The 22,751-nt window shown below is 65.1% G+C and carries 24 protein-coding genes; 18 read left to right on the forward strand and 6 right to left on the reverse strand.

What is annotated here, in order from left to right:
* On the reverse strand, window positions 1–220 hold a 220-nt coding region (locus G020_RS0101915; protein WP_196800299.1), incomplete at its 3' end, for a helix-turn-helix domain-containing protein.
* Window positions 221–475: 255 nt separating this feature from the next.
* Here G020_RS0101915 and G020_RS15190 point away from each other — a divergent pair.
* From G020_RS15190 to G020_RS0101930, 6 genes are all read left to right on the forward strand, one after another.
* The gene (locus G020_RS15190; RefSeq protein WP_156002656.1) at window positions 476–943 is read left to right on the forward strand and encodes a hypothetical protein; all 468 of its coding nucleotides are present in this window, start codon (window positions 476–478) and stop codon (window positions 941–943) included.
* A 105-nt stretch (window positions 944–1,048) separates the two neighbouring features.
* Window positions 1,049–1,435 (forward strand): tautomerase family protein, encoded by a 387-nt coding sequence (locus G020_RS0101920; protein WP_024328441.1) that lies wholly within the window; start codon window positions 1,049–1,051, stop codon window positions 1,433–1,435.
* A gap of 85 nt (window positions 1,436–1,520) precedes the next feature.
* Window positions 1,521–2,114, forward strand: coding sequence for a hypothetical protein (locus G020_RS15195; RefSeq protein WP_156002659.1), 594 nt, complete (start codon window positions 1,521–1,523; stop codon window positions 2,112–2,114).
* A 97-nt stretch (window positions 2,115–2,211) separates the two neighbouring features.
* Window positions 2,212–2,844: a hypothetical protein gene (locus G020_RS15200; RefSeq protein WP_156002662.1), complete on the forward strand. Its 633-nt coding sequence runs from the start codon at window positions 2,212–2,214 to the stop codon at window positions 2,842–2,844.
* 123 nt (window positions 2,845–2,967) lie between these two features.
* Window positions 2,968–3,489 carry a hypothetical protein gene (locus G020_RS15205; protein WP_156002665.1) on the forward strand — a complete coding sequence of 174 codons (522 nt, stop codon included), beginning with the start codon at window positions 2,968–2,970 and terminating at the stop codon, window positions 3,487–3,489.
* 144 nt (window positions 3,490–3,633) lie between these two features.
* A protein-coding gene (locus G020_RS0101930; protein WP_156002668.1) for an IS3 family transposase occupies window positions 3,634–5,177 on the forward strand; the annotation gives its coding sequence in 2 pieces (ribosomal slippage) (window positions 3,634–4,105 and window positions 4,105–5,177; 1,545 coding nt in all).
* Between the two features lie 143 nt (window positions 5,178–5,320).
* Here the strand turns inward: G020_RS0101930 and radA are convergent.
* The 3 genes from radA to G020_RS0101945 form a co-directional block, all read right to left on the reverse strand.
* Entirely contained in the window at window positions 5,321–6,670 is a 1,350-nt protein-coding gene (gene radA / locus G020_RS0101935) for a DNA repair protein RadA (RefSeq protein WP_024328444.1), read from the reverse strand.
* Window position 6,671: 1 nt separating this feature from the next.
* Window positions 6,672–7,952, reverse strand: a complete 1,281-nt coding sequence (locus G020_RS0101940; RefSeq protein ID WP_024328445.1) for an HlyC/CorC family transporter — start codon at window positions 7,950–7,952, stop codon at window positions 6,672–6,674.
* A 79-nt stretch (window positions 7,953–8,031) separates the two neighbouring features.
* Entirely contained in the window at window positions 8,032–8,832 is an 801-nt protein-coding gene (locus G020_RS0101945; RefSeq protein ID WP_024328446.1) for an inner membrane protein YpjD, read from the reverse strand.
* A gap of 134 nt (window positions 8,833–8,966) precedes the next feature.
* Between G020_RS0101945 and ffh the strand changes: the two genes are divergently transcribed.
* The 12 genes from ffh (at window position 8,967) to G020_RS0102005 (ending at window position 19,200) form a co-directional block, all read left to right on the forward strand.
* Window positions 8,967–10,355, forward strand: a complete 1,389-nt coding sequence (gene ffh, locus G020_RS0101950; RefSeq protein WP_024328447.1) for a signal recognition particle protein — start codon at window positions 8,967–8,969, stop codon at window positions 10,353–10,355.
* 89 nt (window positions 10,356–10,444) lie between these two features.
* Entirely contained in the window at window positions 10,445–10,705 is a 261-nt protein-coding gene (gene rpsP / locus G020_RS0101955) for a 30S ribosomal protein S16 (RefSeq protein ID WP_018870607.1), read from the forward strand.
* A gap of 16 nt (window positions 10,706–10,721) precedes the next feature.
* On the forward strand, window positions 10,722–11,231 hold the full coding sequence (gene rimM / locus G020_RS0101960) for a ribosome maturation factor RimM (protein ID WP_024328448.1): 510 nt from the start codon (window positions 10,722–10,724) through the stop codon (window positions 11,229–11,231).
* A gap of 7 nt (window positions 11,232–11,238) precedes the next feature.
* Window positions 11,239–12,006 (forward strand): tRNA (guanosine(37)-N1)-methyltransferase TrmD, encoded by a 768-nt coding sequence (gene trmD, locus G020_RS0101965; protein WP_024328449.1) that lies wholly within the window; start codon window positions 11,239–11,241, stop codon window positions 12,004–12,006.
* Between the two features lie 9 nt (window positions 12,007–12,015).
* Window positions 12,016–12,384, forward strand: a complete 369-nt coding sequence (gene rplS / locus G020_RS0101970) for a 50S ribosomal protein L19 (protein WP_024328450.1) — start codon at window positions 12,016–12,018, stop codon at window positions 12,382–12,384.
* A 44-nt stretch (window positions 12,385–12,428) separates the two neighbouring features.
* Entirely contained in the window at window positions 12,429–12,941 is a 513-nt protein-coding gene (locus G020_RS0101975) for a methylated-DNA--[protein]-cysteine S-methyltransferase (RefSeq protein WP_024328451.1), read from the forward strand.
* A 222-nt stretch (window positions 12,942–13,163) separates the two neighbouring features.
* The gene (soxA, locus tag G020_RS0101980; RefSeq protein ID WP_024328452.1) at window positions 13,164–13,973 is read left to right on the forward strand and encodes a sulfur oxidation c-type cytochrome SoxA; all 810 of its coding nucleotides are present in this window, start codon (window positions 13,164–13,166) and stop codon (window positions 13,971–13,973) included.
* 27 nt (window positions 13,974–14,000) lie between these two features.
* On the forward strand, window positions 14,001–14,681 hold the full coding sequence (gene soxX / locus G020_RS0101985; RefSeq protein ID WP_024328453.1) for a sulfur oxidation c-type cytochrome SoxX: 681 nt from the start codon (window positions 14,001–14,003) through the stop codon (window positions 14,679–14,681).
* 230 nt (window positions 14,682–14,911) lie between these two features.
* Window positions 14,912–15,601, forward strand: a complete 690-nt coding sequence (gene soxX, locus G020_RS0101990; protein WP_029681185.1) for a sulfur oxidation c-type cytochrome SoxX — start codon at window positions 14,912–14,914, stop codon at window positions 15,599–15,601.
* A 114-nt stretch (window positions 15,602–15,715) separates the two neighbouring features.
* Window positions 15,716–16,609 carry a 23S rRNA (adenine(2030)-N(6))-methyltransferase RlmJ gene (locus G020_RS0101995; protein ID WP_024328455.1) on the forward strand — a complete coding sequence of 298 codons (894 nt, stop codon included), beginning with the start codon at window positions 15,716–15,718 and terminating at the stop codon, window positions 16,607–16,609.
* A 33-nt stretch (window positions 16,610–16,642) separates the two neighbouring features.
* On the forward strand, window positions 16,643–18,556 hold the full coding sequence (gene htpG / locus G020_RS0102000) for a molecular chaperone HtpG (protein WP_024328456.1): 1,914 nt from the start codon (window positions 16,643–16,645) through the stop codon (window positions 18,554–18,556).
* 161 nt (window positions 18,557–18,717) lie between these two features.
* Window positions 18,718–19,200, forward strand: coding sequence for a peptidylprolyl isomerase (locus G020_RS0102005; RefSeq protein ID WP_018946566.1), 483 nt, complete (start codon window positions 18,718–18,720; stop codon window positions 19,198–19,200).
* Window positions 19,201–19,291: 91 nt separating this feature from the next.
* Here the strand turns inward: G020_RS0102005 and cydC are convergent, their stop codons facing one another.
* Together cydC and cydD are read right to left on the reverse strand one after the other, a co-directional pair.
* The gene (gene cydC / locus G020_RS0102010; protein WP_024328457.1) at window positions 19,292–20,932 is read right to left on the reverse strand and encodes a thiol reductant ABC exporter subunit CydC; all 1,641 of its coding nucleotides are present in this window, start codon (window positions 20,930–20,932) and stop codon (window positions 19,292–19,294) included.
* Window positions 20,929–22,617 carry a thiol reductant ABC exporter subunit CydD gene (gene cydD / locus G020_RS0102015; RefSeq protein ID WP_024328458.1) on the reverse strand — a complete coding sequence of 563 codons (1,689 nt, stop codon included), beginning with the start codon at window positions 22,615–22,617 and terminating at the stop codon, window positions 20,929–20,931. Before cydD ends, cydC begins: the two co-directional genes overlap by 4 nt.
* Between the last annotated feature and the right edge of the window lie 134 nt (window positions 22,618–22,751).

A 22,751-nucleotide genomic window follows, 5' to 3' on the forward strand; every position in this document is an offset into this window, starting at 1 on the left:
CGATCGCCTCCTGTTCCGCTGTGAGCGTCGTGTGCATCGTCTTCGGACGATGGGTCCGGTCTTCCACCTCGGTGCGCCGGCGGCGCCACTTGCGCACCGTCATGCGACTGATGCCGTAGCGCCGGGCCAGTTCCGGGTCGCTGACGCCGGCCGGCGCCTCCTGCAGTTCCTGCCGGATCCGGGGTGTGGTGCGGGCGTTGGAATGGATGGTACTCGCCATGCGGTCAGCCTCCCGTTCGCTCATCGGGCACAATACTCATCCACTCCCGGGCATGAAACAGGGGTGCCTTCTCTCGCGGTATGCAATCAGGCGTGACCTGACATTTAGCCATGATCCGATCATGGCTAAACTGTCGGAGCAGAAGCCACCAGAGAGAGGGGCGGTGCCGCGAGGCTCAGGTGATACACAGACTCTGTATATCCCCAATATAACAGATTCTGTCTAATCTACTGTTATAAACCATAGGAACCCTCGGTGATTGACTGGAAAATCTCGATCAGTGCAGTCTTGGTAGGCCTACTGGGTTTATGGCTAGGTCATAGACTCACGACCAGCAGGAGTGAAGGAGAGAACTATCGCAATAAGGTGAGGGCGTTCAAAGAGCTTTTGGTTCCATTCCTTCGAGAACTAGAGTCTCAAGATGCCCATCCGACAACTCTGGTTACACAGCATTTTCCAGAGCATGACGAGGAAGCTAGGAAGCTTATGGTTCATATGCCAAAAGGAAAGCGGCAGAGATTTTCTAAGCAATGGCAGAAATACGCTGATCTCTACAAAGAGAAGCAGTCCCAAGGGGTATTGGGCCTGATTGCCACTGAGGTTGATGACATTGAAAAGGCATCACCGGGAGCTTCTGGTTCCTCAGAGTATATTTATCAGCAAACTGCTAAGCGAAGAGACAAAGTTCGCCAGGTAGTTCAGGATGCCCTTGATGTTTTGTGAGTGGTTTATGACAAGGCCAGGCACGGCGACGCCTACTACATTTCGGCTTCGCCTCCATTTCGTAGCCGCGCATGCTGGCTGGCGTTACAAATTGCAGGAGGCATCGTGATAGTCATCTATGGAATCAAAGAACACCTTAATCCGGTCAAGGCTCAGCTCTCCGAAGTCATTCACGGATGCATGCAGTCCGTACTCGGAATGCCGGAAGACAAGCGGGCTCATCGTTTTATCCCAATGGAGGCCGAGGATTTTTATTACCCAGGTGGCAGAACGCCTGCCTACACTGCCATCGAGATCAACATGATGCAGGGGCGGGCCCCCGAGACTCAAAAAGCTCTGATCAAGGAGCTCTTCAGCAAGATTGAGTCTGTGGTTGGCATATCTCCTGTGGATATCGAAGTGACAATTAAGGAGCAACCTGCCCACTGTTGGGGATTTCGGGGCATGACTGGAGACGAGGCACGTGACCTCAAGTACTCAGTCAATGTGTAACAAATCGCTTAAGTACGTTCTCGGCCTGACGGCCGTCCACCGGACGTCCCTGACGGGCCGCCGCTTAGCTTTGCGTTAACCAATTATGAAATCTTCAGAAGTAGTCCAGATATTCAAAGGTGCTATAGAAAGCACGAAACAGAACGGGATTGATAAGGTCTCCATAAAAGACCTAGAAGCATACGCAGCTCGTTTAGAGGAGGCTGTTAATGAGTCTCCTGAGGGGGTGAATGCAGGGGAAGCGAACATGGAGAAGTACCGAGCCGATTTAAACGCTTGGATAACGGCGCGCCAACATCAGTACGAGCACAACCTTGAGATGCTTCGGTCAGTAATAACGGTAGGCCAGTCAGCGCTCAAAAGTGCACTGCTAATAAACGGTGGTGCTGCCGTGGCTATCTTGGCGTTTCTTGGCCGCTTATTCGCCAGTGAAAGTGTGTCGCTAAGTATTGGCGGCCTTTCTCTAGCACTGTTGCAATTCGTCTGGGGAGTGCTCGCTGCAGCCATTGCCGCCGGTGCTACGTATTTTTCACAAGCTGGCTATGGTGGCGAGTTTGGCTCCTGGAGTCGGAGAGTTGGTGTTGGTGGTCACATAGTTGCCGTACTGGGTGTCTTTTCCGCGTACGGCCTCTTTGGAGTGGGAGCGTGGCAAGCGTACTTGGCGATCAACCTTGGTTAACAAATCGCTTAAGTTCATTCCAGCCTTCGGCCTCACCGGACGTCCCTGACGGGCCGCCGCTTAGCTTGGCGTTAGTCAGTATTAGTGGAGTCACAGCATGAGTTTTATTGAGGTAGTTCAGGATGGTGCAGTACTAATAAACAAAGCTGATGCATCAGGGGTTTATACGAGAAATATAGCCTCATGCATTGCCTATGCGTTCTATGGAGAGAATTGGCTTGCGTTAGTACACGATACCGGACAGCTTTCTGTTCCATCTATCATAGACACTATTGGGCGCTTTGGAGCTGTACGAAAAGCATACTCTGTGCAGAATCCCCAGATGGAACGTAAAGCACAAACTCGGGCTCACAGGGAAAGACGAAAACGAATGTTCGGCGGTCTTCGAATAAAAGAGAATCCGATCAAAATTCAGACAGATTCAGGTGACGTTTGCTTTACGACTGACGAAGAACACGGCACGAATGTCCACTCGTTCTCAGAGTCTCTTTCCTCAATTCCTGATAGAGAGCGCCGGTTATGCATCAACGAACTGAACAATTTGTTTTCTCCTCGTAATGCACAATCGTTACCTGTAGATCTACAGTTTGTAGATGGCGCGTATACCTCTAATCCGGAGCTTTTGTACTCAGTTAAAGATATGAAGCGAAGAGCGGATTCCGAACTTGAGCGGGGTGATCATGACTACTGGCTGTATTTGCAAAAGGCTCACCGCCTCGGAATTGTCTAAGAATGCCTAACCAATAGCGTCAGTCGGACCGGTTTGTTCCGCTACGCTCCAAAAACCGCCCGCTGCGCATGGCGTTAAACAGTATTTTTAGCTGGTCGCTATTACAAGAAAAGGTATTTTTTGGTGATTGGAGATGGTGTGTTATTGCTAGCAGTTTTTTCAGTTTTAGTTTTTGTAGTGGCTCCTTGGGGAGTGCTCAATGGCAGCTTTTTCCGGAAGCCGTTTTTGATCGTCATGTGGGGCATATTCTTGGCAGGAGTGGGAGCGTATTTTGTCCATGTATTAGAGTTTATGGGAGCTACACCGGCCGTGGCAGCGATATTTCCGAATATTGAGCTGGCCGCTAAGATCGTTGGCTTTACCGTCGCAGCTGCGGGTGGCGGTCTAATTGCAAGTGGTGTGGTTCTTAAAGTACAAAGCATGGCGGTTACGGATAAGAAAAAAGCAAAAGACGAATTGCTTAGCGCTATAACACTAGAAGATGCTCTGGAAGATCAAATAAGGAAGGTCAGAGCCAACGAAGAAGGTATCGATGAAGCTGAAGTAAATGCACGGTTGGATGAGTTAATCGGGATTAGCTTTCTAGTACGAGAGAATAAAAGGAAGGCAGTAGACAACTTCGACAAGCAATCGAATCTTGTTTAACAAAGTGGTCAACGGGACGCCAACTACGCTGCGCTCCGTTGGCGCCCGTTACCACTGGCGTTAAATGCCTAATCAACCATCAACCATCAACCACCCTATCAGTCAACGTAGTTGTCGCCTCAACGCAAACAGCAGGTGACAACGATGAAGCACTACTCCGCCGAACGTAAGGAAGCCGTCCTGCGCAAGCTGGCACCGCCGATGAACCTCACGGTTCCTGAAGTGGCCGAGGCCGAGGGGATCTCCCCGGCGACCCTGTACAATTGGCGCAAACAGGCCCGTGAGCGAGGACAGGTTTTGCCATCACGAGGATCCACCCCGGAGGGCTGGAGCAGCGAGGAGAAGTTCCGCGTCGTGCTCGAGACCGCGCCCATGAGCGAGGCGGAGTTCAGCGCCTACTGCCGCGAGAAGGGGCTCTACCCCGAGCAGGTTGAAGCCTGGCGGCAGGCCTGCATGGAAGCGAACGCCAATGCGGCCGAGCAGGACAAACGCTCTCGCCAGGAGCGTAAGGCCGAGCACAAGCGCATGAAGAAGCTCGAGCGCGAACTCAGGCGCAAGGACAAGGCCCTGGCGGAGACGGCAGCGCTGCTGACGCTGTCAAAAAAAGCCGAGGCGATCTGGGGCCGCAACGACGAGGACGACTGACCAGCCTCCCGGATCGCCAGCACACCGTCGCCTTGGTTGCACAGGCGCAGCGCGACGGAGCCCGGCTGGCCAAAGCTTGCGCCATCATCGGCGTCAGTGTTCGCACCTACCAGCGCTGGAGCCGACCTGAGGGTGTGCGCTCGGACGGCCGTGCGGACGCCAAACGCCCGGAGCCGCACAACAAACTCGCAGAACGGGAGCGCACGGTGATTCTGGATCTTTGCAATGAGCCCCGCTACCGCAGTCAGCCGCCGGCTTACATCGTCGCAGACCAGGCCGACCGGGGCCGTTACATCGCCTCGGAGTCGACGTTCTACCGGGTGCTGCGCGATCACGACCAGAATCATCACCGCGGCCGTCACAAGGCGGCTCACGGCAGACGGCCACCCACAACCCACGTGGCGGATGCACCGAACCGGCTGTGGTCCTGGGACATTTCCTGGCTCCCCGGACCGGCCTGCGGGACCTGGTGGTACCTTTACCTGATCGTGGATGTATTCAGCCGCAAGATCGTCGGTCATGAGGTCCACGTCGCCGAGAACGGCGAACTGGCCAGTGAGCTCATCGAGAAAGCCCACTGGCGGGAGCACCTGGCCGCGAGGGACAAGCCGTTGATTCTGCATTCCGATAACGGCAGTCCCATGAAGGCGGCGACATTCCTGCAGAAGCTCTACGACCTTGGGATCACACCCTCGCGCAGCCGCCCCCGGGTGAGCAACGACAACGCCTACTCCGAGGCACTGTTCCGGACGCTGAAATACCGCCCGGGCTTCCCGTCGAAGGGCTTCGCCACGCTCGAGCAAGCTCGCGAATGGATGCTTACCTTCGTGCACTGGTACAACGAAGAACACCGGCACAGCGCACTGAAATACGTCACGCCGGCCCAGCGCCATCGTGGCGAGGCCACTCGGATCCTGGCGAACCGCAAGGCCACCTACCAGCGAGCACGTGATGCCCACCCGGAACGCTGGGCCGGGGCAATCCGGGACTTCGGTCTACCGGAGGCCGTCGCCTTGAATCCGGAAACGGCGGCCAATTGTTAAAGAACCGAGAAACCTCTCAGGCGTCATCTACGTTGACCCTGAATTCATAGAATAACTGTCAGGTCCCGGCTGGTTGCATCCCGCGAGAGAAGGTGCCCGATTGGGGTGAGGGCTGGCGAGTGCGCAGTAGGCCGGGGGCTCGGCTACAGCGCGTCGAGGACCTCGCCCAGGCGCGAGACGGCGACCACCTCCATGCCCTTGATCGGCTTGCGCGGGGCGTTGGCGGCGGGGGCGATGGCGCGGGTGTAGCCGTGCTTGGCGGCCTCGCGCAGGCGTTCCTCGCCGTTCGGGACCGGGCGGATCTCCCCGGCCAGGCCCACCTCGCCGAAGGCCAGCAGTTCCTGCGGCAGGGGGCGGTCGCGCAGGCTGGACAGTGCGGCGGCCAGCATCGGCAGGTCGGCGGCGGTCTCGGTTACGCGGACCCCCCCGACCACGTTGATGAACACGTCCTGGTCGAACAGGGCCACCCCGCCATGGCGATGCAGCACGGCCAGCAGCATGGTCAGGCGGTTCTGCTCCAGGCCCACGGTGATGCGCCGCGGCTGCGAGGCGTGGCTCTCGGCAACCAGGGCCTGGACCTCCACCAGCAGCGGGCGCGTACCTTCGCGGGTGACCATCACCACGCTGCCGGGCACCGGGTTCTCGTGGCGTGACAGGAAGATCGCCGAGGGGTTGGAGACGGGCTTCAGTCCGGTCTCCAGCATCGCGAACACGCCCAGTTCGTTGACTGCGCCGAAGCGGTTCTTGACCGCCCGCAGCATGCGGTAGCGCCCGTCCGGATCGCCCTCGAAATACAGCACGGTGTCGACCATGTGTTCGAGGATGCGCGGGCCGGCCAGTTGCCCGTCCTTGGTCACGTGGCCGACCAGGATCACGGTGATCCCGCGCTGCTTGGCAAGCCGTACCAGGGCCGCGGCGGCATCGCGCACCTGGCTGACCGAACCCGGTGCGGACTGCGAAGCGGCGGTGAACAGCGTCTGGATGGAGTCGATTACCAGCACCCCGGGGCGTTCGCTTTCGCAGGTGGCGATGATGTTTTCGACCTGCGTCTCGGTCAGCAGGCGCAGGCCGTCCACGTCCAGCCCCAGGCGCTGCCCGCGCATGCTCACCTGCTGGGCCGATTCCTCGCCGGTCACATACAGGGTCTGCTCCGGTGGCAGGGCGGCCAGGGTTTGCAGCAGCAGGGTGGACTTGCCGATGCCGGGATCGCCGCCGATCAGGATCACCGAGCCGGTGACCAGGCCGCCGCCCAGCGCGCGGTCGAGTTCCGAGATGCCGGTGGAGGTGCGCGGCAGTTCTCCGGTCTCGACTTCGCCCAGCCGGGTGATGCGTGCGCTCTCGCCGGCATAGCCGCCGCCGCGCGGTCCGGCGGAGGCGACTGGCGCGGCCTCCTCGAGGGTGTTCCAGGCGCCGCATTCCCCGCACTGGCCGGCCCATTTGGGCGAGGTCGCGCCGCAGGCGCGGCAGATGTACTGGGTCTTGCTGCGGGCCATGTCAGTCTTCCGGGGGGGGCGGGCTGTGGTGTTCGGGCGGGATGCGCACGGTGCGGATGGTGTTGTTCTTGATCTGTACGATGTCCATCACCACGCCGTTGATGCGCACGCTGACCGGGGCTTCCGGGATGCTCTCCAGGTGCTCCACGATCAGGCCGCTGAGGGTGCGCGGGCCGTCCAGTGGCAGATCCAGGGCCAGCAGCCGGTTGAGCTCGCGCAGGTGGATGCCGCCGTCGACCATCGCCGCGCCGTCTTCCTGGAACAGGATATCGTCGCTCATGGTTGGCGAGTCGGTGGTGAATTCGCCGACGATGTCCTCCAGCAGGTCTTCCAGGGTGATCAGTCCCTGGATGTCACCGTACTCATCCACCACCAGGCCGATTCGGCGACGCTGCTGCTGGAAGTTGATCAGCTGGCGGTTCAGCGGCGTCCCTTCGGGAATGAAACAGGGTGCCGTCACCACCTGGCGCAGCGCCTCGGGGCCGAATTCGTCACGTTCGATCAGCGGCAGGACGTCGCGCAGGTGCAGAAAGCCCAGCACTCGGTCCAGCTCGCCTTCGACCACCGGCAACCGGGTGAAGCTGCCGTGCAGCAGCTGATCCAGGACCTCGTTCCACGGCTCGGTCAGGTCCAGCACCACGATCTCGTTACGCGGGATCATGATGTCCTCGACCGTGGCCCGCTCCAGATCCAGCAGGTTGAGCAGCATGCGGCGGTGGTTCGGAGGGATCAGCGAGCCCGCCTCGGAGACCACGCTGCGCAGCTCGTCCGCATTGAGGGCCGAGCGCTGGCGGGCATCCACCGGCACCCCGAACAGCCGCAGGAAATTGTTGGCCAGCAGGTTGATGAGCCATACCACCGGCCACAGCACCCGCATCAGGATGCGGTAGATTCGTGCCGCGGGGTAGGCGACCCGCTCGCTGTGCAGGGCCGCCAGGGTCTTGGGCGCGGTCTCGGCGAAGATCAGCAGGGTCAGGGTCAGTATGCCGGTGGCGATCGCCACGCCGGTGTCCCCGAACAGCCGCCAGCCGATGATGGTGGCGATCTGGGCGATCAGGATGTTGACGAAATTGTTGCCCAGCAGGATCAGCCCGATCAGCCGGTCCGGTTGTTCCAGAAGGTGTGCGGCATCCGCCGCCCCGCGGTGCCCGGTCTGGGCGCGATGCCGCATGCGGTAGCGGTTCAGCGCCATCAGTGCCGTCTCCGACCCGGAGAAGAAGGCCGACAGCAGGAACAGCACGACCAGCGCGCCGAACAGGACGGACAGCGGGATTTCTTGCAACGGGGCGACCTGCGGTCAGGGGTGGGCTGACTCCATTTCAGGCAAGCCCCGCGAGGCTGTCAAGCGCCGGGGCAGGGGCTCAGACGCGCCCGAGGATGACCTCCAGCACCAGCTTGGTGCCGAAGTAGGCCAGCACCAGCGCGACGAAGCCGCCGGTGGTCCAGGCCAGCGCGCGCGACCCGCGCCAGCCCAGGCGCCAGCGCCCCAGCAGGAGCACGGAGAAGATGAGCCAGGCCAGGATCGACAGCACCGACTTGTGCACCAGGTCCTGAGCGAACAGGTCATCGACGAAGATGAAGCCCGAGAGCAGGCTCAGCCCGAGGAACAGCCAGCCGATGAAGATCATGCGGAACAGCCACAGTTCCATGGAGAACAGCGGCGGCAGGTAGCGCACGATCCCGCGCGTGTGGTGATCGTGCAGGGCGCGGTGCTGGGCGGTCATCACCGCGGCCTGCGCGGTGGATAGTGCAAGAAAAGCCCAGCCCAGCGCGGAAAACAGGACGTGCACCGCGATGCCGGCCGAGGTCGCGTAGCGGGCGTCGCCGTCGCACAGCAGCGCGGTCAGCGCGGCCAGCAGGGTCAGTGGCAGGACCACCATCCCGAGACTGGCCAGCGGGTGACGCAGGGCGGTGACCCACAGCAGGGCCGCCACCAGCCACATCGACGCCGACAGCGCATTGCCCAGGCACAGGTTCCAGCCCGTGCCGGTGACAACCGCCGGCACCAGCGCCACCACGTGGGCGACCAGCGCCAGCAGCCACACTGCCAGCGGTCCGCGTGGCTGCCCGGCGGCCAGCGGTCGGTCGCGTATGCCCAGGGCCAGGTAGCCCAGCGCGATCAGGTACAGAAAAACGGCGATGGTTCCGGCGATCGTGGTCATGCGCGGATTATCCCTTGTCACGCCCGCGAATGCACTTCGTCACCGCGCGCTGCAGGAGACCCCCGGTCACGGGTATAATGTCGGATTCGATGCGGGCCGCTCCCCGCCGATTTCATCCGCAGGAGACACGTCCCATGTTCGACGGCCTTTCCAGTCGCCTCCAGGACACGATGAAGCGCCTGAAGGGTCAGGCGCGCCTGACCGAGGACAACATCCAGGAGGCCCTGCGCGAAGTGCGCATGGCCCTGCTCGAGGCCGACGTCGCGTTGCCGGTGGTGCGCGAGTTCGTGAAGGACGTCAAGGAAAAGGCGCTGGGCAAGGAGGTCATCGGCAGCCTGACGCCGGGGCAGGCCCTGATCAAGGTCGTGCACGACGAGCTGGTCGCGACCATGGGTGGCGAGAACGCCTCCCTCAATCTGGCCGCGCAGCCGCCGGCGGTGGTGCTGGTGGCCGGCCTGCAGGGTGCGGGCAAGACCACCAGTATCGGCAAGCTGGCGAAGCTCCTGCGCGAGCGCGACAAGAAACGCGTGGCCGTGGTCAGCTGCGACGTCTACCGCCCCGCCGCGATCCAGCAGCTGGAGACCCTGGCCGGCCAGGTCGAGGTGGCCTTCTACCCCAGCGACACCTCGCAGAAGCCCGACGACATCGCCACCGACGCGGTGCAGCGGGCCCGCCGCGAAGGGGTCGACGTGCTGCTGGTGGACACCGCCGGGCGCCTGCACGTCGACGAGGACATGATGGCCGAGGTGCAGAGCCTGCACGCAGCGGTCGAACCGGTGGAGACCCTGTTCGTGGTCGACTCCATGACCGGGCAGGACGCGGCCAACACCGCGCGCGCGTTTGGTGATGCCCTGCCGCTGACCGGCGTGGTGCTGACCAAGGCCGACGGCGATGCCCGCGGGGGTGCCGCCCTGTCGGTGCGGCAGATCACCGGGGTGCCGATCAAGTTCATCGGCACCGGCGAGCGCCCCGACGGGCTCGAACCCTTCCATCCGGAACGTATCGCGTCCCGTATCCTCGGCAAGGGCGACGTGGTCTCCCTGGTCGAGGAGGCCTCGCGCCAGGTGGATCAGGACAAGGCCGAAAAGCTCACGCGCAAGCTGAAGAAGGGGCGCGGCTTCGACCTCAACGACCTGCGCGAACAGCTGGCCCAGATGGAGAAGATGGGCGGCATGGGCAGCATGCTGGAAAAGCTGCCCGGCGGCGGCAAGATGCAGGAGGCGATCAAGAATCAGGCCGGCGACAAGGAGATCCGGCGCATGCAGGCCGTGATCTCCTCGATGACCGACGAGGAACGCCGCCACCCGGACATCATCAAGGGGTCGCGCAAGCGCCGCATCGCCGCGGGCTCCGGCTGCCAGATCCAGGACGTCAACCGCCTGCTCAAGCAGCACACCCAGATGAGCAAGGCGATGAAGAAATTTTCCAAGGGCGGCGCATCGAAGATGATGCGGGCCCTTGGAGGACAAATGGGCGGCATGGGCGGCCCTGGAGGCCCCGGAGGGGGCCTGCCGAAACGCTGACGACGGGGCTTCGGCCTTGTCTTGGCGCTGCAATTCGTTATAATCGCGCGTTTTCTCGCGAAACCGAACTTCACGGGGTTCAAGACTTCATGCTTACAATTCGTCTGTCACGCCGCGGCGCCAAGAAGCGCCCCTTCTACTCGATCGTGGTGACCGACTCCCGCGCCCGCCGCGACAGCGGCTACATCGAGCGCGTCGGTTTTCACAATCCGGTTGCCCGCGGTCAGGAAATCCCGCTGAAGATCGACCTCGAGCGGGTCGATTACTGGCTGAGCCACGGCGCCGGCATGTCCGAGCGCGTGGAGCACCTGGTCAAGGGGTACCGCAAGCAGCAGGCTGCGGCGGCCTGACTTCCGGGAGACGCAGGTGAGCGAGGCGGGTGAGCGCATCCGCGTCGGACGCGTCTCCGGGGTCTACGGCGTCAGGGGCTGGGTCCGGATCTTTTCCGAGACCGAGCCGCGGGACGCGATCACCGGTTTCCCCCGCCTGTGGATGAAGCAGGCCGAGGGGTGGCGGCTGGTGGAGATTGAAAGCGGCCGCGCGCACGGCCCCGGCGTGGTCATCAAGTTCGCCGGGGTGGCCGATCGCGATGCCGCCTACGGACTGATGGGGGCCGAGCTGGCGATCGAGCGCGAGTGGCTGCCCCCGGCGGAAGAAGGCGAATACTACTGGGCCGACCTGCAGGGCCTGTCCGTTGAACATGTCGACGGCACGCCGCTGGGGACGGTCACCGGTTTCATGGAGACCGGCGCCAATGACGTGATGGTCGTGAGCGGCGAACGCGAGCGGCTGATCCCCTGGGTGCAGGGTCCGTACATCCTCGAGGTCGATCTCGAGGGCGGGTGGATCCGGGTGGACTGGGATCCGGAATACTGACGCGGCGATGCGCTTCGACGTCATCACCCTGTTCCCGGAGCTGGTCGCATCCGTGACGCAATGGGGCATCCCGCGCCGGGCCGTGGAGGCCGGGCAGCTGGACCTGCGGACCTGGAATCCGCGGGACTGGGCCAGCGGGGTGCACCAGGCGGTGGACGACCGGCCTTATGGCGGCGGCCCCGGCATGGTCATGCAGGTGCCGCCGCTGAAGGGGGCGCTGGACGCCGCCCGGGCCGATGGTCGCGAGCCGCTGCACGTGGTCGCGCTGACCCCGCAGGGACGGCCGATGGATCAGGCGCGGGTCCGGGCCCTCGCGGCAAGGCCGCGGGTGGCGCTGGTCTGCGGCCGCTACGAAGGGATCGACGAACGCTTCATCGAAGCCGAAGTCGACGAAGAAATCTCGCTGGGAGACTACGTGCTCTCCGGCGGGGAACTGGGTGCCATGGCGATCATCGATGCCTGCGCCCGCCTCCGGCCCGGGGTGCTGGGGCATGCGGATTCCGCCGAGCAGGATTCCTTCAGCGAGGGCCTGCTGGACTGTCCGCACTACACCCGGCCGGAGGAACTGAACGGACACCGCGTCCCCGGCGTCCTCCTTGGAGGCGACCACGGCGCGATCCGCCGCTGGCGCCGTCGTGAGGCGCTGGGGCGTACATGGAGCCGCAGGCCGGATCTGCTGGCCCGGCTCGAACTGGGGGGCACGGATCAGGCCCTGCTGGACGAATACCGCGAGCGTCACCCGCGAGGTGGCGTCCGCTCCGAGAGCGATGATTGAGGTCGAGCAATGAATAACGTCATTCAGCAACTGGAAGCCGAGCAGATGAAATCCGATGTCCCGGATTTCGGCCCGGGCGATACCGTGGTGGTGCAGGTCAAGGTCCGGGAAGGCGACCGCGAGCGCCTGCAGGCCTTCGAGGGCGTGGTGATCGGCAAGCGCAACCGGGGTCTGAACTCCGCGTTCACGCTGCGCAAGACCTCCTACGGCAACGGAGTGGAGCGCACTTTCCAGACCCACAGCCCGCAGATCGCCGAGATCCAGGTCAAGCGTCGCGGCAAGGTCCGTCGTGCCAAGCTGTACTACCTGCGCGATCGTACCGGCAAGGCCGCGCGCATCAAGGAGGACGTCCGCGCCCGGGCCAAGGGTCGCGGCTGACCCTCCGGGCCGCGGTTGGTCCCGCGGACCCCCCGCACGAGCGCATGCAGGGCCGGCGCTGCATCCTCCCGGGTGCATCGCTGGCCTTTGTGTATGCCTGCGATCCCGAAAACTCCCTCCTCCTGCTCGGCTGGGAAGGCCATGAGACGCGGGTTTCCGTCCCGCTGCGCCTGCCCTTCGCCCCCGAGGGCTACGCCCGGGACCCGCGTGCCTGGGTTCCGCCCGATTGCCTGCCGCCCGGCACCCCGCATCAGCAGCGGGTCTGGCACGCGCTGACCCGCATCCCCGTCGGCGAAACCCGCACCTACGGCCAGATCGCCCGCGCCATCGGCTCCTCGCCGCGGGCCGTGGGCCAGGCCTGTCGCGCCAATCCCTGGCCCCTGTTCATCCCCTGTCATCGTGTCCTGCCGGCCGGCGCCGCCCCCGATCGTGGATCCGCGGGGGGGTACGCCGGCCAGCTCGCGGGGCCCCTGGCCGGCGCCAAACAGGCCCTCCTGAGACACGAAGCTGACCGGAAAACCGAAATCAACGGGAACTTTTTGCCAAAAGGGGAATAGATCCTTTCGCCGGGGCGTCTGCCTGTCGGTGCCGGACTGCAAGAAGCCTTGAAAAACAGACTTTTAGGAAACGCTAATATAGCGTTTGTTTGTTGACACGGTGTTCACGCATTCCGCACTCTGCAGCGTAGGTTCGGGCGACGGAGACCCGGGCCCATCGAATAAAACCGTGTGATGGAGGTTTCCATGTTCAAGAAAGCATTGCTCGCCTTGCCCGTAGCAATGGCGGTCGGGGGCGCTGCCCAGGCCGGCGAATGGCAGGACCCGGCGGATGTCCTGCAGAAGCTGCTCGACGCCAATCCCGATTCGGCGTATCTGCATCAGAGTGAACAGAACATCATGATGATGCCGGACAACCCCGCCCTGTGGGTGGCGGAAGATGGCGAGCAGCTGTTCTACGAGGAGCGCGGGCCGAACAACGCGTCGCTCGAATCCTGCGACTTCGGCAAGGGCGAGGGCGTGCTGGAAGGCGCCTACGTGGAGCTGCCGCGTTACTTCGAGGACGTCGGCAAGGTCATGGATTTCGAGCAGCGCCTGGTGCACTGCATGAAGGAGATCCAGGGGTTCGACGAGGATGATGCCGCCATTGCCCAGCGTCATGGCAGCGGTTCGGACATCATGCAGCTGACCACCTATATCGCCATGCAGTCTTCCGGCATGGAGTGGCAGCCGCAGAACGAGCATCCCGAGGAGCAGGCGATGATCGCGGCCGGCGAGAAGCTGTTCTTCCGTCGCGGCGGAGCCCAGGACTTCAACTGCGCCTCCTGTCACGGTCAGTCCGGCAAGCGCATTCGTGCGTCGGTCCTGCCCGAGATGCGTAACTCCCAGGAATGGACCAAGGCGGTCTCCTGGCCGGCCCAGCGTGCCGGGCACGACAACGTCCGCAGTCAGAACCACCGCATCCGTGGTTGCGTGTGGCAGATGCGTCATGCCGCCATCAAGCCGGACTCGATGGCCAACACCGCGCTCATCGCTTTCTGGAATGACGCGGCGCGTGGCGAGCCGGCGATCCTGCCCGACCTCAAGCGGTAACCCCGGACGCAATAGGAGACAGCAAGCATGTTCAAGAAAAATACTGTTGCGGCCGGTGTGGCCGCCTTTGCAACCGTCGCGCTGGCAACGGGCTGCGCCGTGGCCGAGGGCAACAAGTCGGACGACGTCGACATCACTGCGATGAGTGCGGACGAGCTGGCCGAATACATGATCTTCGAGTCGGGCAGCTTCCGCTTCGATCAGGTCCCGCAGGAAGGCGGCACCATGGAAGAACGCATGACCCAGGACGAGATCCAGGCGGCCTGCTCGATCGAGGGTGATCCGGACGGCGAGACCGCCGGCCGCGTGGTGGCCCTGGCTCGTGAGCAGTACGAGGCTCCCGAAGGCGACCTCGAACTGGGCGACTGGGAGCGCGGCGAAGAACTCGCGTTCTCCGGCTACGGCTATCGGATCGGTCACAACATCGATGATCATTCGACCCGGGAAGCCGGCGGCAACTGTGTCAACTGCCACGTTTTCGACGAGGACGGTCCCACTCAGGGCACCATCGGGCCGAGCCTGGTGAATTACGGCGCCACCCGTGGCGACAGCCAGGCGATTCGCGAGTACGTCCACCAGGTGATCAACAATCCGCATCAGTACTTCCCGTGTGCGGAAATGCCCCGCTTCCAGGGGCTGCTGAGCGAGGAGCAGATCAGCCATATCATGGCTTACATGCTGGATCCGGAGTCCCCGGTCAACAACTGATCCGGAGCGGCCGCAAGGCTGCATGACGATCCGTTCGGCGGATCGTGACCCGGGCCGCCGCGTTCCTCGCGGCGGCCCCCTCCCGGGGCATTCGCCACGGGACCAGACATTATTCACCATCGCACCCGCGAGCCGGGGTCAGCCGGGCGCCGCAGTGCACTCTGCCGGTGCCGCCGGCGTGGCTGCGGTCGCGGGTTCGAGGGCGAAACGGAATCGGGGAGACATCAGGGATGCCAGGCCAAAGCGTACGTTGGGGGTTGCCGCTTGCCGTGTCGGCAGCGTTATTCACCACCGGGTGTCAGTTTTTCGGCGACGCCGGCGAGGGCGAAACTGATATCGCCGCGATGGAAACGGACGAACTCGTTGAACACATCGTGTTCGAATCGGACAGCTATCGACTGGATCAGCCCGTTCAGGAAGGTGGTTCGGCCCGCGGGCGCATGGAACAGGATGACCTGCAGCGTGCGTGTTCCGTGGTCGGAGGGGAGCTTCCGGACGATCAGGTGCAGGAGGTGATTGCGCTCGCCCGGGAAAGCTACGAGGCCCCCACCGGGGGACCGCGTCTGGGTGACTGGGAGCGGGGCGCAGAGCTGGCCCGTTCGGGCTACGGTTTCCGCGTGGGTCATCGCAATGACGACCATTCCACGCGTACCCCCGGGGGCAACTGCTATGCGTGTCATCAGATGGATCCGAACGAGCCGATCTACGGTACGATCGGGCCGAGCCTGGCCGGGTACGGGAACGGCCGGGGTACCGACGAGGCGTCGCTGCGGTATGCGCACGAGGTAATCTCGAATCCGCACCAGTATTTCCCCTGTACGGAGATGCCCCGGTTCGGTGCCAACGAGCTGCTGAGCGAGCGGGAGATCAGCCACATCATGGCCTATCTGCTGGACCCGGAGTCCCCGGTAAACCAGTAAACTGCACCCGCAGCGGGCGCCGTGCTCCGTGAGCCGGAGCCGGCCGCAAGGAAGTCCAGCCACCGTGGTCCGCCGCGGTGGTTTTTTTATGGCCGGGGCGTAAGGGAGCGAACCATGCTCAGCTATCAGCACGACTACCACGCGGGCAATTTCGCCGATATCCACAAGCATCTGGTGTTGCGTGCGGTGCTGGCGGCATTGCAGCGGCGGACCAAGCCGTTCGTGGCGCTGGATCTGCATGCCGGGGCCGGAGTTTATGACCTGGACGGCGAGCGGGCGCGCAAGACCGGCGAAGCGGTGTCCGGGATCGAACGCCTGCGCGCCTGTGCCTGCGAAGCCGCGCTGCCGGAGGCGGTGACCGGGTTTCTGGAGACCGTGCAGCAGGTGGCCGGGACCGACGGGTATCCGGGATCACCGGCGCTGATCCGCGCGTCTCTGCGCGAGAATGACCGACTGGTGGCGTGCGAGATGCACCCCGAGGCCCACGAACGCCTGCAGGGCGCGTTCGCCGGGGATGCGCGCTGCCATGTGCACCGGCGCGATGCGCGCGAGGCCGCCCGAGGGCTGTTCCCGCCGCAGCCGCGGCGCGGGTTCGCCCTGCTGGACCCCTCGTACGAACGCGCGGCCGAATACCGTGAAATCGCGGAGATGGCGGAGATCATCCTGGAGCGCTGGAACACCGGGATGGTGCTGGTCTGGTATCCGGTGCTGGCGGGACGTCCGGATCATGCCCTGGTCGAACGGCTGTGCACCCGGAGCATCCCCTGGCTGCGCAGCGAACTGCGCCAGCGTGATGATCCCGGCACGGAGCGCGGGGCGTCTCCCGGGCTCGCGGGATCCGGCATGCTGGTGCTGCGTCCGCCGTGGCAGCTGGAGGAGGAACTGGCCGCGACGCTGCCTGCGGTGCTCGGCTGCCTCGACCCGGAGGGCGAGGGGGCGCTTTATCGCGCCGAGGGGCTTGAAGAAGGTCGCGGCGACCCCAGACTCCGGCGTGTTACCAGTAACTGAACCCATCCGAACCCATCACGGAGTCGTAACCCCATGACCGAAACCCGGACCGAGCAAGCCGCCGAGGCGGAAACCCGCCAGTTCGAGACCGAGGTCAGCCAGCTGCTGCAGCTGATGATCCACTCGCTGTATTCCAACCGCGAGATCTTCCTGCGCGAGCTGATCTCCAACGGCGCGGATGCCTGCGACAAGCTGCGCTTCGAGGCGACCGCGAACCCCGATGCGATCCCGCAGCCGGCCGAGCTGCACATCGACGTGGACGTGGACAAGGACGCCCGCACCGTGACCGTGCGCGACAACGGCATCGGCATGTCGCGCGACGAGGTGATCCGGCAGATCGGGACCATCGCCCATTCGGGTACCCGGGCCTTCCTCGAGAAGCTGACCGGCGACCAGCAGAAGGATGCCCAGCTGATCGGGCAGTTCGGGGTCGGGTTCTATTCCTCGTTCATCGTGGCCGACCACGTGCGCGTGGAGACCCGGCGCGCGGGTACCGGGGTCGAGGCCGGCACGCGCTGGGAGTCGAAGGGCGATGGCGAATACACCCTCGCCGAATGCGAGCGCGCGGAACCGGGCACCGAGATCACCCTGACGCTCAAGGAAGACGCCGACGAGTTCCTCGAGCCGATGCGCCTGCGCCACGTGATCGGGCGCTACTCGGACCACGTGGCCTTCCCGATCCGCATGCGCAAGCAGGACGACGAAGGCAATCCCACGGACGAGTGGGAGACCGTCAACCGTGCCAGTGCACTGTGGACGCGGCCGAAGAGCGAGATCTCCGACGAGGAATACCGCGAGTTCTACAAGCACATCGCGCACGATTTCGAGGACCCGGTGGCCTGGACCCACAACCACGTGGAAGGCCGCCAGGAGTACACCACGCTGTTCTACATCCCCGGCCGGGCGCCGTTCGACCTGTGGGATCGCGACGCACGCCACGGGGTGAAGCTGTACGTGAAGCGCGTGTTCATCATGGACGACGCGGAGAAGCTGCTGCCGAACTACCTGCGCTTCGTGCGCGGGGTGGTGGACTCGGCCGACCTGCCGCTGAACGTCTCGCGCGAGATCCTGCAGGACAACCGCCTGGTGGATTCCATCCGGTCCGGCTCGGTGAAGAAGATCCTCGGCCTGCTGGAGAACATCGCGAAGAACGAGCCGGAGAAATACGCCGGGATCTGGGACAACTTCGGCCGCGTGCTCAAGGAAGGCCCCGGCGAGGACTTCGCCAACCAGCAGCAGATCGCGGGCCTGCTGCGCTTTGCCAGCACATACAACGACGATGACACGCAGAACGTCTCCTTCGCGGACTACAAGGCCCGCATGAAGGAGGGGCAGGACGCGATCTACGTGATCAGCGCCGACAACGCCGCCGCCGCGCGCAACAGTCCGCACCTGGAGGTGTTCCGCAAGCACGGCATCGAGGTGCTGCTGCTGTCCGACCGGGTGGACGAGTGGCTGCTGTCCAACCTGCGCGAGTTCGACGGTACGCCGATCAAGAACGTCGCCAAGGGCGATCTCGATCTGGACAACATCATCGGCGAGCAGGATTCCGATGATACGGACGACGCCGAGGACCGGAAGGACGACGAACTGGGCGACCTGCCCGAGCGCATCCAGAGCGCGCTGGGTGACCGGGTCGACTCCGTGCGCCCGTCGAAGCGGCTGGTGGACTCGCCGGCCTGCATCGTCCTCGGCGAGCACGAGATGGCGCTGTATCTGCAGGAACTGCTGAAGCAGGCCGGACAGGAGACCTTCTCCTCGAAGCCGGTGCTGGAGGTCAATGCGCAGCACCCGCTGGTGGAACGGCTGAAGACGGCGGAAGGCGACGACTTCAACGACCTCGCCTCGCTGCTGTTCGAACAGTCCCTGCTGGCCGAGGGCGGGCAGCTGGAGGACCCGTCGGGTTTTGTCCACCGGCTCAACCGGTTCTTGCTGCAGGCCGGCTGACCCCCGTTCCGTCGCGGACGGTCAGTGCATGCGCCGGGCCCAGTGCCCGGCGTTTTCGTTGGTGTGCCCCGGAGCGGATTCGGGCACTGTCAGCGGGGACTGTGACGCGAGGGGGCTGGTCGGGTTACCCTGTCGGGCCACATTTCAAGAGAGCAGTGTCCATGCAAGTCGCGCAGAATTCCGTAGTGTCCATCCACTACAAGCTCACCAACAACGATGGCGAGACCATCGACAGCTCCGAAGGCCGCGAGCCGCTGGCCTATATGCACGGTAATGGCCAGATCGTGCCCGGTCTGGAACGCGAGCTGGAAGGCAAGGCCGCCGGCGACAAGGTCCAGGCCACCGTGCCGCCGGAAGAAGGTTATGGCGAAAAGATCGACGCCATGGTGCAGGAAGTCCCGATGGAGGCCTTCCAGGGCGTCGACTCGATCGAGCCGGGCATGCAGTTCCAGGCTCAGACCGAAAACGGCCCCCTGACCGTGACGGTCACCAACGTCGAGGGCGACACCGCCACGGTGGATGGAAACCATCCGCTGGCCGGCCAGACGCTCAATTTCGACGTCGAGGTGGTGGAGGTGCGCGAACCCTCCGCCGAAGAGCTGGAGCATGGCCACGCCCACGGGCCGGGCGGTCACGAGCACTGATCCTGCCTGCCGGGCCGGCCCCCGTCCGGTCCGGATCCCCCGGCGGTCGCAGCCCCGCGGCCGCCGGGACTTTCTTCCTTCTCCCGCTTCCCTAGAGCGCCAGCCGTGGCCAGTGCGCCGGCATGCGCCGGGGTGCGTGGGTCACGATGACCGTCTGACGCGCCTCCAGCCAGGGGCCGATGCGCTCCAGGATCGCCGCCTCGGTGGCTTCGTCCAGTCCCGCGAAGGGCTCGTCCAGCAGGGCGACCGGCCGGTCCTGCAGCAGCAGCCAGGCCAGCGCCACCCGGCGTGCCTGTCCGCCGGAAAGATTGCCGGCATCCTCGCCCAGCGGATAGTCCAGGCTGTAGCCCATGCGCTGCAGCAGCGGCGCGATCCGCACCTGATCCAGCACGGCCCACAGCCGGTCAGCGGAAAGTTCCGGCTGCCCCAGTCGCAGGTTGGCGGCCAGGCTGTCGTCCAGCAGGCGCACGCGCTGGGGCAGGTAGCCGATTACCCGGTGGCGGGTATCGGGGTCCAGCGTGGTCAGGTCCCGCTCGCCCCACAGCAGTTCGCCGCCGGTCGGCGTCAGCTCGCCGGCCAGGGTCTCCAGCAGGGCAGTCTTGCCGCGCCCGCTGATCCCGTGAACCACCAGCGGGTACCCGGGCTCGGGCCGGATGTCCAGCGGGCCGGCCAGCGGGCGGTCGGCGCGGAAGCCGACGCTCAGGCCACGCGCCTCCAGCGGGCCGGGGGGCAGTTCGACCGGTTCTGCCCCGGCGGGCTCCGGAGCCTCGGCTCCGGCCTCGGTCTCGCGCAGGCGCCGGGCCGCTTCCAGGCTCTCGCCGAGGCGCCACCAGGCGCCGGGCAGGCTGCCCAGCGCCTCGTTGAGGCCCAGGGTCATCAGGGTGAGCAGCACCGCGACCGGCCCGGAGATCAGCCCCTCGGCGTAGGCATGCAGCGCGTAGCCCAGCATGGCGAGGGTGGTCAGCATCACCACCAGCTGCACGCCCTGTTCGCCCAGCACCCCCGCGCGTTCCTGGGTCAGGCGCCGCGCGGCACCCTCGCGGGCCCGGCGGGCCAGGGCCGCCCGGTGCTCCTCCAGGCGGCCGAAGGCGGTGAGCTCCGGCAGCCCGCCGAAGTAGTCCAGCAGGGCCACGCGTTCATTGGACTCTTCCCGCACGAGCCGGCGGCCGTGGCGCTGGCCGGCGGCCGCGGCGATCGCTGCCGTGATCAGGGTGATCGCGGCGGCGACCAGCAGTAGCAACGCCGCCTGCGGCGGGGCCAGCCACAGGGCGATCGCCACTGCGCTGACCAGCGCCAGCAGGGCCCCGACCATCGGTCCCACCACCCGCAGCGGGATGGCGTCCAGGGTGTCGATGTCGCTGGTCAGCCGGGCCTGCAGGTCGCCGCTGCGCAGATTCGCCAGACGCCGCGCCGGCCAGCGCGCCAGCTGGCGGAAGGTGGTCGCGCGCAGGTCGGCGAGGATGCGCAGGACCGCTTCGTGTCCGGTCACGCGCTCGAAATAGCGGGCCACGGTGCGCAGTACCGCCGCCGCACGAATCCCGCCGGACGGTGAATAGATGTCCAGAGTGGCCAGCATGCCGGCCCCGGCCAGCGCCGTGGCGGTGATGAACCAGCCCGACAGGGCGAGCAGCACGATGCCGCTGACCCAGGTCACCGCCAGCAGCAGCCAGGCCAGCAGGCTCCAGCCGAGACGCGAGGCGAACAGGCGTTGCAGATATTCGCGGTCCGTCATGCCAGGCTCTCCACGCGGCCTTCGGCCAGCCGGACCACCCGGCTGGCACGTTCCCGGACGGCCTCGCGGTGGGCCGCGATGACCAGGGTGATGTCGTGTTCGGCGGCCAGGGCGAACAGGGTGTCCAGCAGGGCGGCCTCGGTCGCCTCGTCGAGCGCGCTGGTGGGTTCGTCCAGCAGCCACAGCGGATGCCCGGCGAGGATCCCGCGGGCCATCGCGATGCGCTGGGCCTGCCCCCCGGAGATCCCGGTGTTGCCTTCGCCGATGGCGGTATCCAGCCCGTCCGGAAGCTGCGGGTCATCTACCGGCAGCCCGGCGCGGGCGAGGGCGTCATTCATCGCCGCGTCGCTTACCGGTTCGGCAATGGCGAGCTGCAGATTGTCCCGCAGGCTGCCGTGGAACAGGTGGGCGTCCTGGCCGATCCACACGAACCGCTGCAGGTCGCTTGCTACGCGGATCTCGCCGCCGGCCGGTCGCAGGAAGCCGGCCAGCAGCGCCAGCAGGGTGGACTTGCCGGAGCCGCTGGGGCCGGTCACCGCCAGGTGTTCCCCGCGCCCGATCTGCAGGTCGATGTCGTGCAGGGCCGGTCGGGCGCTATCCGGATACTGCACCTGCACTCCGGCCAGGTGTACCGCCGTGCGCGGGCTGTCCGGCGCCCCGGCCGGGGCGGTGGCGGGTCCACCGGCCGGCTGCAGCAGCGGCGCCAGGGACTCGGCCGCGGCCAGGGCGGCGGCCCGGTCGTGATAGCTCTGCGCGAACTGGCGCAGGGGCAGGAAATACTCCGGCGCCAGGACCAGGATGAACAGACCGGTGAACAGGGTCAGACTGCCGGCCGGGCCGTAGTCGATGGCCCCGAACAGGCCGAAACCGATATAGATCGCCAGCAGGCCGATCGCGACCGCGCTGAAGAACTCCATGATCGCCGAGGACAGGAACGCGACCCGCAGCACGCGCATGGTCAGGCGGCGGTGTTCGTCGCTGGCGGACACCACCGCCTCGCGGGCCGCGTGCGTGGCGCGCGCGCGGCGCAGGAAGTCGAGGCTGCGCAGGCGGTCGAGGAAATGCCCGGCCAGGCGGTTCTCCTCGTCCTGCTGGCTGCGGTGGATCTGTTCGGCGCCCATGCCGACCAGGGCCATGAAGGCGGGGATCAGCGGCGCCGAGAGCAGCAGCAGGCCGGCGGCGAGCCAGTCCAGCCAGGCGACCGTCAGCAGCAGCACCAGCGGGGTCAGGATCACCATGCGGGTGCCGGGCAGGTAGCGCGCGTAGTGGCCGGTCAGATCTTCCACCCGCCGCAGGTAGTGATCGACCCAGGCCCCTGAAGGGGCGCGGTGCGCCAGATGGACGGGGCCGTCGCGCCGGGCCGCGTCCAGCAGTTCCTCGCGCAGTTCACGCTTGACCGCATCCGCCAGACGATGGCCGGCGCCATCGCGCAGGGCCTGCAGGGCATAGCGCAAGACAGCCGCCACCGCCGCGCCCGCCAGCACCATTCCCAGTGGCAGGCGTTCCGGTGCGAACAGCGCCATGTGGACTGCCCAGGCGATCAGGCCGGCCAGGGCCACGGTGGCCAGGGTGGCACCCAGCCCGGCGGCGGTGGCGCCCAGCAGCCAGTGGCGGTGCGGACGCATGCGCGCCTGCAGCCAGGGGCCGGGGCGTGGAAGGCCGGAGTCGGGGGCGTCGGCGGGCATCGAAATCCTTCGTTGCGAGGACGGGGTCTGCGGGGCCGAGCCTGACTCGACCCGGAAATCGAAACTAATCTATAAGAAAATGCTGATCAATGTACCGGAGCCCGGCAGGGGGGGGGGGGGCGGTTACCCAAAAG

It is taken from the genome of Thioalkalivibrio sp. ALR17-21 (genome assembly GCF_000420185.1).
Taxonomy (GTDB): Bacteria; Pseudomonadota; Gammaproteobacteria; order Ectothiorhodospirales; family Ectothiorhodospiraceae; genus Thioalkalivibrio; species Thioalkalivibrio halophilus.